We start from the raw sequence: 10,670 nt of genomic DNA, 5'->3' as shown, positions 1-10,670 counted from the left end.
GCCGGCCGTCCGCGGCGTCTGACCGGACCCCGAACGCGGCGTCAGCGCCCGTGCGGGACGCCTGGCGCGCCGGGGCACCGGTCGGGGCCTTCGTCGCCTCAGCGGCGGACACAGGAGCCTGCGCGGCGTCGGGGGCGCCGTCCGGGCCCTCCGGCGGCGGGAGGGGCAGCACGCGCGGCGGGACGTACCCGGCGGGCTTGTGGGCGAGTCCGACGGCGTCGGCGAGGTGCGCGATCCGGCGGGACGCCAGGGCGTCCTCCAGTTCGCGGAGCACCCGCACCGGGGCCGCGGGCTCGTGGAAGAGGGTGGTGCCGAGGGCGACGGCGCTCGCCCCGGCGAGGATGAACTCCAGGGCGGCGAGCCCGGAGTCGACGCCGCCGACGCCGATGATCGGCGTGTCGGGCAGCGCGGCGTGCACCTGGTAGACGCAGCGGACCGCGACCGGCCGGATCGCCGGGCCGGACAGCCCGCCGGACACGCCGGTCAGCGCGGGCCGCAGGGTGGCCGGGTCGATCGCCATGCCCTCCATGGTGTTGACCAGGGTCAGGCCGTCGGCGCCCGCGTCCACGCAGGCGAGCGCGATGCGGGCGATGTCGGTGACGTCCGGGGCGAGCTTGGCGAGGACGGGCGTGCCGGGCCGCGAGTGCGCCCGGACGGCCCCGACCACGGCCGCCGCGGCGCTCGGGTGCCAGCCGAACATGCGGCCCCGGTCCTCGACGTTCGGGCAGGCGACGTTGACCTCGATCGCGGCGATGTTCGGGACGCCGCGCAGCCGCCGGGCGACCTCGGCGAACTCCTCGACGCTGTTGCCGGCGACCGACACGACCGTCCGGACGTCGCGGTCGACGAGCCAGGGCAGCTCGCGCTCCAGGAACGGCTCGACGCCGGGGCCGGGCAGGCCCATGGCGGTGAGCAGCCCGGCGGGTGTCTCGGCGGCGCGGGGGGTGGGGCGGCCGGCGCGCGGCTGGGTGGTCACCGAGGCGGTGGTGAACGCGCCGATCCGGGTGAGGTCGAAGAACGGCGCCAGCTCGCGGCCGGTGCCGCCGCACCCGGCCGCGGTCAGCACCGGGTTGGGCAGTTCCAGCGAGCCGATCCGGACGGTCATGTCGGTGGACGCGGCGCTCATCGGTCGGCTCCTTCGGACGGGACGGCCGACAGCACGCGGGGGGCGCCGAGCGCGTCGAAGGGGATGGTGCCGAGGTCGCCCCAGCGGACCCGGTCGCCGCGCAGGACGGGGCCGTCCGCGCAGGCCCGGACCATGCGGGTGACGCCGTCGTCGCCGTGGAACGGCAGCACGCAGGTCATGCACAGCCCGGTCCCACAGACCGCCGTGGACTGCAGAAACTCCTCCAGGAACACCTGGGACGGCAGCCCGAAGTCGCCCGCGACGCGGGTGACCGAGCGCAGCAGCGCGGTCGGGCCGCAGGCGTAGACGACGTCCGCGCCGGTCTCCTCGATGACGCGCGGCAGCACGTCGCGGACGGCGCCGCGCTCGCCGAGCGAGCCGTCCTCGGTGGTGGTGACGGCGGTGTCGCCGATGCGCTGGGCCATCCGGGAGCCGAAGACCTCCCGCGCGGACGCGCCGCCCAGCACGAAGTGGACCTTGCACCCGCGGCGGGCCAGGGTGTCGGCGAGCGCGAACAGCGCCGCGCCCTGCGGGCCGCCGCCGACCAGCAGGCAGTTCACCGGGTCGCGGGGCAGCCGGAACGGGCGGCCGAGCGGGCCGAGGACGTCGACCTGGTCGCGGGACCGGCGGCCGGTCAGCCAGGACGTGCCGGGCTCGGTGTCGGCGAACACGACCTCGATCGTCCCGCCGTAGTCCGACTTGACCTCGTACACCGAGAAGCAGCGCCGCACCAGCCGCCCGGAGTGCTCGCCGCCGACGGCGACCGCCACGAACTGGCCGGGACGGAACCGCTCGGCGATCGCCGGGGCCACCAGCGTCAGCGCGTGGTAGTCCTGCACCTGGCGGACCGTCAGGACCGTCGCCGACGTCTGCACCGGTGAGTCGGACACCCGTCTCCCTCTCGTCCTCGTCCGGGGCGGCGGGCCGTCCGCCGCGCGGCCGTGCGCGCGGAGCCGGCCCGCCGGGACCCGTTCCTGATCAGCTCACCCCTGCCCGAGCACGCCGTGCGCGCCGCTGAGCCGTTCGGCGTGCTCCTGGAGGGAGCGGACGCCGACCTGCCCGCCGGCGACGGCCTCGATGCCCTGCACGGCCGCGGCGAGCCCCTGGACGGTGGTCACGCACGGCACGCCGCGCAGGACGGCCGCGGTCCTGATCTCGTAACCGTCCAGCCGGGGCCCGGACTGGCCGGGGCTCCCGAAGGGAGTATTGACGATGAGGTCCACCTCCCCGTCGAGGACGCGCCGCACGATGGTCGGCTCGCCGTCCTCGCCGGGTCCGTCGCTGTGCTTGCGCACGATCTTGGCACGCACGCCGTTGCGGCGCAGGACCTCGGCGGTCCCTTCCGTGGCAAGAATCTCAAAGCCCAGGTCAGCGAGGCGCTTGACGGGGAAGATCATGTGGCGCTTGTCCCGGTTCGCCACCGACACGAACAGCCGGCCCGCGGTCGGCAGCGAGCCGTAGGCGGCCTGCTGCGACTTGGCGTAGGCGGTGCCGAACACCTCGTCGATGCCCATGACCTCGCCGGTGGACCGCATCTCCGGCCCGAGGACGGTGTCCACGCCCTGGCCCTTGGCGTTGCGGAACCGGTCGAAGGGCAGGACGGCCTCCTTGACCGCGATCGGCGCGTCCAGCGGGAGGGCGCCGCCGTCGCCGGACGGCGGCAGCAGGCCCTCGGCGCGCAGCGCGCCGATCGTCGCGCCCATCATGACGCGGGCGGCGGCCTTGGCCAGCGGCACGGCCGTCGCCTTCGACACGAACGGGACGGTCCGGGACGCCCGCGGGTTGGCCTCCAGGACGTACAGGACGCCCGCCGACAGCGCGAACTGGACGTTCATCAGCCCGCGGACGCCGATGCCCTTCGCCAGCGCCTCGGTGGCCTCGCGGATGCGGTGCAGGTCGTCGTGGCCGAGGGTGATCGGCGGGAGCGCGCACGCCGAGTCGCCGGAGTGGATCCCGGCCTCCTCGATGTGCTCCATGACGCCGCCGAGGTAGAGCTCCTCGCCGTCGTACAGGGCGTCCACGTCGATCTCGATGGCCTCGTCGAGGAACCGGTCCACCAGCACCGGGTGCTCGGGGGACGCCTCGGTCGCCTTCGTCATGTACGACTCCAGCGTGGCGTCGTCGTACACGATCTCCATGCCGCGCCCGCCGAGCACGTAGGACGGCCGGACCAGGACCGGGTAGCCGATCTCGGCGGCGATCTCGCGCGCCTCCTCGTAGGAGGTGGCGGTGCCGTGCTTGGGCGCGGTGAGCCCGGCCCGGTGCAGGACGCGGCCGAACGCGCCGCGCTCCTCGGCGAGGTGGATCGACTCGGGCGAGGTGCCGACGATCGGCACGCCCGCGTCCTTGAGCTTCTGCGACAGGCCGAGCGGCGTCTGCCCGCCGAGCTGCACGATCACGCCCGCGACGTCGCCGGACCGCTGCTCGGCGTGCACGACCTCCAGGACGTCCTCCAGGGTGAGCGGCTCGAAGTAGAGCCGGTCGGAGGTGTCGTAGTCGGTCGAGACCGTCTCGGGGTTGCAGTTGACCATGACGGTCTCGTAGCCGGCCTCGGCGAGGGTGAAGGACGCGTGCACGCAGGAGTAGTCGAACTCCACGCCCTGCCCGATCCGGTTCGGGCCGGAGCCGAGGATGATGACCTTGGGCTTCTCCCCCGGCGGGACCTCGGTCTCCTCGTCGTAGGCCGAGTACAGGTAGGGCGTCTTCGCCTCGAACTCGGCGGCGCAGGTGTCCACGGTGAGGTAGACGGGCCGGACGCCGAGGGCGTGCCGCACCTCGCGGACGACGTCCTCCGACAGGCCGCGCAGCTCGGCGATCTGGGCGTCGGAGAAGCCGTGCCGCTTGGCGGTGAGGATCTTGTCGCGGGTCAGCGCGTCCTCGGCGGTGCGGATCTCGGCGGCGATCTCGTTCAGCCCGGCGATCTGGTCGAGGAACCACGGGTCGATCCGGGTCGCCTCGTACGCCTCCTGGACGGTCGCGCCCGCCCACATCGCCCGCTGGACGGCCCGGACGCGCCCGTCGTGCGGCTCGGCGGCCCTCTTCAGCCACTCGGCCTTGTCGCCGACCGCGCCCGCCCAGGAGAAGGACGAGCCCTTCTGCTCCAGCGACCGCAGCGCCTTCTGCAGCGCCTCGGTGAAGTTGCGGCCGATGGCCATGGCCTCGCCGACCGACTTCATGTGCGTGGTGAGGGTGCCGTCCGCGCCGGGGAACTTCTCGAACGCGAACCGCGGCACCTTGACCACGACGTAGTCGAGGGTCGGCTCGAACGACGCCGGGGTCACCCGGGTGATGTCGTTGGGGATCTCGTCCAGCGTGTAGCCGACGGCCAGCCGCGCCGCGATCTTGGCGATCGGGAAGCCGGTGGCCTTGGACGCCAGCGCCGAGGACCGCGACACGCGCGGGTTCATCTCGATGACGATCATCCGGCCCGTGCCGGGGTGCACGGCGAACTGGATGTTGCAGCCGCCGGTGTCGACGCCGACCTCGCGGATGACCGCGATCGCCACGTCCCGCATGTTCTGGTACTCGCGGTCGGTGAGCGTCATCGCGGGCGCGACGGTGATCGAGTCGCCGGTGTGCACGCCCATCGGGTCGAGGTTCTCGATCGAGCAGACGATGACGACGTTGTCGTTGCGGTCGCGCATCACCTCCAGCTCGTACTCCTTCCAGCCGAGGATCGACTCCTCCAGGAGCACCTCGCTGGTCGGGGACGCGTCGAGGCCGGCGCCGGCGATGCGGCGCAGGTCGTCCTCGGTGTGCGCGAAGCCGGAGCCCGCGCCGCCCATGGTGAACGACGGCCGGACGACCACCGGGTAGCCGAGCTCCCGGGCGCCGGCCAACACCTCGTCCATCGTGTGGCAGATGACCGACCGCGCGGACTCGGCGTTCAGGCCCTGCTCGCGGGCGACCTTGGCGACGACCTCCTTGAACCGCTCGCGGTTCTCGCCCGCCTGGATGGCGTCGACGTCCGCGCCGATCAGCTCGACGCCGTAGCGCTCCAGCACGCCGCTCTCGAACAGCGCGATCGCGGTGTTCAGCGCGGTCTGGCCGCCCAGCGTGGGCAGCAGCGCGTCCGGGCGCTCCTTGGCGATGATCTTCTCGACGGTCCCGGGGGTGATCGGCTCGACGTAGGTCGCGTCCGCCATCTCCGGGTCGGTCATGATCGTCGCGGGGTTGCTGTTGACCAGGACGACCCGCAGGCCCTCCGCCTTCAGCACCCGGCACGCCTGGGTGCCGGAGTAGTCGAACTCGGCGGCCTGCCCGATCACGATCGGGCCGGACCCGATGACCAGGACGGACCGGATGTCTTCCCTGCGCGGCATTACTTCCCGGCCTCCATGATCTGGACGAACTGATCGAAGAGGCCGGAGGCGTCGTGGGGGCCCGCCGCCGCTTCAGGGTGGTACTGGACGCTGAACGCGGGCCGGTCGAGCAGCCGCAGGCCCTCGACGCAGCCGTCGTTCAGGTTGACGTGCGAGACCTCGGCGCGGCCGTAGGGGGTGTCGAACGGGCCGCCCTTGGGCGCGTCCACGGCGAACCCGTGGTTGTGCGCGGAGATCTCGACCTTGCCGGTGCGGACGTCCTGGACCGGCTGGTTCACGCCGCGGTGGCCGAAGCGCAGCTTGTAGGTGCCGAGGCCGAGCGCGCGGCCGAAGATCTGGTTGCCGAAGCAGATGCCGAAGAACGGCCTGCCGGCGTCCAGGACCCCGCGCAGCGCCGCGACCTGGTGGTCGGCGGTGCCGGGGTCGCCCGGTCCGTTGGAGAAGAACACGCCGTCCGGGCCGAGGGCGAGGATGTCATCGGCGGTGACGGTCGCGGGCAGGACGTGCACCTCGATGCCGCGCTCGGCCATCCGGTGCGGGGTCATGCCCTTGATGCCGAGGTCCACGGCCGCGACCGTGAACCGCTTCTCGCCGATCGCCGGGACCACGTAGGGCTCCTGGGTGGCGACCTCCTCGGCGAGGGCCGCGCCGGCCATCTGCGGCGACTCCTGGACGCGCTTCAGCAGCTCGTCCACGGGGGCCTGCGCGGCGTCACCGGAGAAGATCCCGGCGCGCATCGCGCCGCGGTCGCGCAGGTGCCGGGTCAGCGCCCGGGTGCCGGTGATCGCGATGCCGACGACGCCCTGCGCGCGCAGCGCCGAGCCGAGCGAGCCGGTGGCGCGCCAGTTGGACGCCACCCGGGCGGGCTCGCGCACCACGTACCCGGCGACCTGGATGCGGGACGACTCGGGGTCCTCGTCGTTCACGCCGGTGTTGCCGATGTGCGGGGCGGTCATCGCCACGATCTGCCGGGCGTAGGAGGGGTCGGTCAGGGTCTCCTGGTAGCCGGTCATGCCGGTGTTGAAGACCATCTCGCCGAAGGTCTCGCCCTCGGCCCCGTAGGCGACCCCCTGGAACGTCCGTCCGTCTTCCAGCACGAGGACGGCGGGAGGCTGGGTCACTGAAGCTTTCCTTCCAGGACGGTCGGACGGCCGCGCAGGAACGTCGCGACGACGCGTCCGGGCAGCTCCATCCCCGCGTACGGGGTGTTGCGGCTCTTGGACGCCATCGCGGCCGGGTCCACGGCGCGGCGCGGCGACGGGTCGTACAGCGTGATGTTGGCGGGCGCCCCCGCCTCCAGCGGACGACCCTGTCCGGAGAGGCGGCCGATGCGGGCCGGGGCGGTCGACATGCGGTCGGCGACGCCGGCCCAGTCGAGCAGGCCGGTCTCGACCATGGCCTCCTGGACGACCGACAGCGCGGTCTCCAGGCCGATCATGCCCATCGCGGCCACGGCCCACTCGGTCTCCTTCGCCTCGACCGGGTGCGGCGCGTGGTCGGTGGCGACGATGTCGATCGTGCCGTCCGCCAGGGCGTGCCGGAGCGCGGTGACGTCGTCGGCGGTGCGCAGCGGCGGGTTGACCTTGTAGATCGGGTCGTAGGACTCGGCGAGGCCGTCGTTCAGCAGCAGGTGGTGCGGGGTGACCTCGGCGGTCACCCGGCAGCCCTTGGACTTGGCCCAGCGGATGATCTCCACCGAGCCGGCCGTGGACACGTGGCACACGTGCAGCCGCGAGCCGACGTGCTGGGCGAGCAGCACGTCCCGGGCGATGATCGCCTCCTCGGCGACCGCGGGCCAGCCGCGCATGCCGAGCGCGGCGCTCATCTCGCCCTCGTTCATCTGGGCGCCCTCGGTCAGCCGGGGCTCCTGCGCGTGCTGGGCGACCACGCCGTCGAACGCCTTGACGTACTCCAGCGCGCGGCGCATGACGACCGCGTCGGAGACGCAGTGGCCGTCGTCGGAGAACACCCGGACGGCGGCGGCGGAGTCGGCCATCGCGCCGATCTCGGCGAGCCGCTCGCCCTTCAGCCCGACGGTGACCGCGCCGACCGGCTGGACGTCGCAGTACCCGGCCTCGCGGCCGAGCCGCCAGACCTGCTCGACGACGCCGGCGGTGTCGGCGACGGGGTCGGTGTTGGCCATCGCGTGGACGGCGGTGTACCCGCCCATCGCGGCGGCCCTCGTGCCGGACCCGACGGTCTCGGCGTCCTCGCGGCCGGGCTCGCGCAGGTGGGTGTGCAGGTCGACCAGGCCGGGCAGCGCGACGAGGCCGCCGGCCTCGACCACCTCGGCGCCGTCGGCCGCCAGGTCCGGGCCGATCCCGGCGATGACGCCGTCGCGGACCAGGATGTCGGCGGGGTCTCCGCCCAGGACGCGGGCGCCCTTGATCAGGTACGTGGTGCTCACTGGGAGACCTCCTTGCCGATGGCGGGCTCGGAACCGCCGAGCAGCAGGTAGAGAACGGCCATGCGGGCGCTGACGCCGTTGGCGACCTGCTCGACGATGGTGGACCGGACGGAGTCGGCGACCTCGGCCGCGATCTCCACGCCCCGGTTCATCGGGCCGGGGTGCATGACGATGGCGTGGTCGGCCAGGCGGGCCATGCGCTCGGCGTCCAGGCCGTAGCGGCGGCTGTACTCGCGGACGGTCGGGAAGTACCCGGCGTTCATCCGCTCGTGCTGCACGCGCAGCATCATCACGACGTCGCTCTTGGGCAGGACCGCGTCCAGGTCGTAGGAGACCTCGGCGGGCCAGGTGTCCACCGCGACCGGCAGCAGCGTCGGCGGGGCCACCAGGGTGACCTCGGCGCCCAGGGTGTTCAGCAGCAGCACGTTGGAGCGTGCCACCCGGCTGTGCAGGATGTCCCCGACGATGGTGACCTTCCGGCCGTCCAGGTCGCCGAGGCGGCGGCGCATGGTGAAGGCGTCCAGCAGGGCCTGCGTCGGGTGCTCGTGCGTGCCGTCGCCGGCGTTCACGACGCTGCCCCTGACCCAGTTGGCCAGCCGGTGCGGCGCGCCGGACGCGCCGTGCCGGATGACGACGCCGTCGGCGCCCATGGCCTCCAGGGTGAGCGCGGTGTCCTTCAGGCTCTCGCCCTTGCTGACCGACGAGCCCTTGGCGGAGAAGTTGATCACGTCCGCGCTGAGCCGCTTGGCGGCGGCCTCGAACGAGATGCGGGTGCGGGTGGAGTCCTCGAAGAAGAGGTTGACGACCGTCCGGCCGCGCAGCGTCGGCAGCTTCTTCATCGACCCCTCGGTCGCGCGGGCGAGCTCCTCGGCGGTGTCGAGGACGAGCAGCGCGTCGTCGCGGGTGAGGTCGGCGGCCGAGATGAGGTGGCGCTTCACTTACTTCTCCTCCTTCGGACCGAGGAGGACGGCGTCGCGGCCGTCGTTCTCGGCCAGCAGGACCTTCACCGTCTCGCGCATCGAGGTGGGCAGGTTCTTGCCCACGTAGTCGGCGCGGATCGGGAGTTCACGGTGCCCGCGGTCCACCAGGACGGCGAGCTGGACGGCGCGGGGGCGGCCGAGCTCGTTCAGCGCGTCCAGCGCGGCGCGCACGGTGCGGCCGGAGAACAGCACGTCGTCGACCAGGACGACGACGCGGTCCTCGATGCCGCCCTTGGGCAGCTCGGTGCGGCGGATCGCGCGGGCGGGCCGCAGCCGCAGGTCGTCGCGGTACATGGTGACGTCGAGCGAGCCCCACGGGACGGGCCGTCCCTCGACCTCGTGCAGCGCCGCGGCCAGCCGCTCGGCGAGCGTCACGCCGCGGGTCTGGATGCCGAGCAGGACGACGTCCTCGCCGCCCTTGGTGCGCTCGAGGATCTCGTGGGCGATACGGGTGAGCGCGCGCCGGATGTCGGGACCCTCCAGAACGGCCTTCTGCCGGGGATCCGCACCGCTGTCACGGCCGGTCACGCGCGTCTCGGCCGGATCGTCCGGCCGGTGGGCAGCATTCACCACCTGAACCTCCTTTCCCGCCTCACAGGACGGGTCTTAAAGGACGCCTTGTCCCCGACAAGGTAGCAGGCCGAACCGGCGGAAACGAACCCCCTCCGGGCACATCATCCCTGGTGAGAGCGGTCACACCCGGCTCGCGCGCCCACGCGCGCGCGAGGCGCGCGAGGGGTTCCGGAACGCCCGTCGAGCGGGGCGTGCGGCCCTTCGCGCCGATCCGGACGACCCGGATCGACACCTACGGATTCGACCGCTTTTTTCCAATCGGCTTGACCTGGGGGCGTCACCGTTTGATTCGACCGCTTTTTTCCAATCGGCTTGACCTGGGGGCGTCACCGTTTTACCGTCACTGTCCGTAACCATCCCTGGAGGGGGACTTCCGGGCCCGACGGGCTCCGGGAGGCCGTCTCCCCCGGCGCCGGACCCACCGGTGGCCGGGAATCCGACAACGACGACGAAGTGAGCCTGGGGGGCCGCGAAATGCCGTCTGAATACGCTAAGGCTCTCGGCGCGCGCCTGCGCGCCATCCGCACCCAGCAGGGCCTGTCCCTGCACGGTGTGGAGGAGAAGTCCCGTGGCCGCTGGAAGGCCGTCGTCGTGGGTTCGTACGAGCGGGGCGACCGCGCCGTCACCGTTCAGAAGCTGGCCGAGCTCGCCGATTTCTACGGCGTGCCGGTCTCCGAGTTGCTGCCCGGCGGAGCCGCGCCGAGCCCGCTCGGGCCAACGCCCAAGCTCGTCATCGACCTTGAGCGCCTGCAGCAGCTTCCGAAGGACAAGGCCGGTCCCCTCGCCCGCTACGCCGCGACGATCCAGAGCCAGCGGGGCGACTACAACGGAAAGGTCCTGTCCATCCGGCAGGAGGACCTGCGTTCTCTCGCCGTGATCTACGACAAGTCCCCGACCGAGCTCACCGAGGAGCTCATCGGCTGGGGCGTGCTGGACCCCGAGGCCCGGCGGGCCGTGGAGTCCTTCTAGCGTCCGCGCCGCGCCTCCCGGCCCCGTCCGGGGAGCGGGCGGACGATGTCCGACGAACGGCCCGGTGGCCCAGTTGCCGCCGGGCCGTCCGGCTGCTCCGCGCCGGGCCGGGATGACGCTGCGCACTCGACGCGTTTTTCCGTGCATATGCACATTCATGCGCTTGTGCACTGAGCGCCCCTGTCCCCCTGGTCTGGTCTAGGCGCGTCCGGCCTTGGCGCGGCCGGCCTCGCGGGGCGGGGCGGACGACGCGTCCGACGGACGGGCCGCGCGCCGGGGCGGGGCGGACGACG

General features: G+C 73.0%; 8 protein-coding genes. 1 reads left to right on the top strand and 7 read right to left on the bottom strand.

Going from position 1 to position 10,670, the window contains the following annotated elements; genetic code table 11:
* The 7 genes from DZF91_RS07960 to pyrR all read right to left on the bottom strand — a co-directional run.
* The coding region (locus DZF91_RS07960) for a dihydroorotate dehydrogenase (protein WP_117356839.1) at positions 1-1,126 on the bottom strand (1,126 nt) is incomplete at its 3' end.
* Positions 1,123-2,016 carry an iron-sulfur cluster-binding protein gene (locus DZF91_RS07955; RefSeq protein ID WP_117356838.1) on the bottom strand — a complete coding sequence of 298 codons (894 nt, stop codon included), beginning with the start codon at positions 2,014-2,016 and terminating at the stop codon, positions 1,123-1,125. The genes DZF91_RS07955 and DZF91_RS07960, both read right to left, overlap by 4 nt.
* A 93-nt stretch (positions 2,017-2,109) precedes the next feature.
* Positions 2,110-5,448 (bottom strand): carbamoyl-phosphate synthase large subunit, encoded by a 3,339-nt coding sequence (gene carB / locus DZF91_RS07950; protein ID WP_117356837.1) that lies wholly within the window; start codon positions 5,446-5,448, stop codon positions 2,110-2,112.
* Positions 5,448-6,569 carry a glutamine-hydrolyzing carbamoyl-phosphate synthase small subunit gene (carA, locus tag DZF91_RS07945; RefSeq protein ID WP_117356836.1) on the bottom strand — a complete coding sequence of 374 codons (1,122 nt, stop codon included), beginning with the start codon at positions 6,567-6,569 and terminating at the stop codon, positions 5,448-5,450. Before carA ends, carB begins: the two co-directional genes overlap by 1 nt.
* Positions 6,566-7,855: a dihydroorotase gene (locus tag DZF91_RS07940; protein ID WP_117356835.1), complete on the bottom strand. Its 1,290-nt coding sequence runs from the start codon at positions 7,853-7,855 to the stop codon at positions 6,566-6,568. Before DZF91_RS07940 ends, carA begins: the two co-directional genes overlap by 4 nt.
* The gene (locus DZF91_RS07935; RefSeq protein ID WP_117356834.1) at positions 7,852-8,793 is read right to left on the bottom strand and encodes an aspartate carbamoyltransferase catalytic subunit; all 942 of its coding nucleotides are present in this window, start codon (positions 8,791-8,793) and stop codon (positions 7,852-7,854) included. Before DZF91_RS07935 ends, DZF91_RS07940 begins: the two co-directional genes overlap by 4 nt.
* Positions 8,794-9,363, bottom strand: a complete 570-nt coding sequence (gene pyrR, locus DZF91_RS07930; protein WP_117356840.1) for a bifunctional pyr operon transcriptional regulator/uracil phosphoribosyltransferase PyrR — start codon at positions 9,361-9,363, stop codon at positions 8,794-8,796.
* A 519-nt stretch (positions 9,364-9,882) separates the two neighbouring features.
* On the opposite strand from pyrR, the gene bldD reads away from it, so the two are divergent.
* A complete protein-coding gene (gene bldD, locus DZF91_RS07925) occupies positions 9,883-10,377 on the top strand; it encodes a transcriptional regulator BldD (RefSeq protein WP_021597992.1) in 495 nt (164 codons plus the stop codon).
* Positions 10,378-10,670 lie beyond the last annotated feature (293 nt).

This window comes from Actinomadura logoneensis (genome assembly GCF_003428695.1).
Lineage (GTDB): Bacteria > Actinomycetota > Actinomycetes > Streptosporangiales > Streptosporangiaceae > Spirillospora > Spirillospora logoneensis.
This window is presented reverse-complemented; position numbering and strand designations above follow the sequence as displayed.

Coding starts and splice junctions, on each gene's coding strand:
- bldD (WP_021597992.1), top strand. CDS start 9,883: ATGCCGTCTGAATACGCTAAGGCTCTCGGCGCGCGCCTGCGCGCCATC.
- carB (WP_117356837.1), bottom strand. CDS start 5,448: ATGCCGCGCAGGGAAGACATCCGGTCCGTCCTGGTCATCGGGTCCGGC.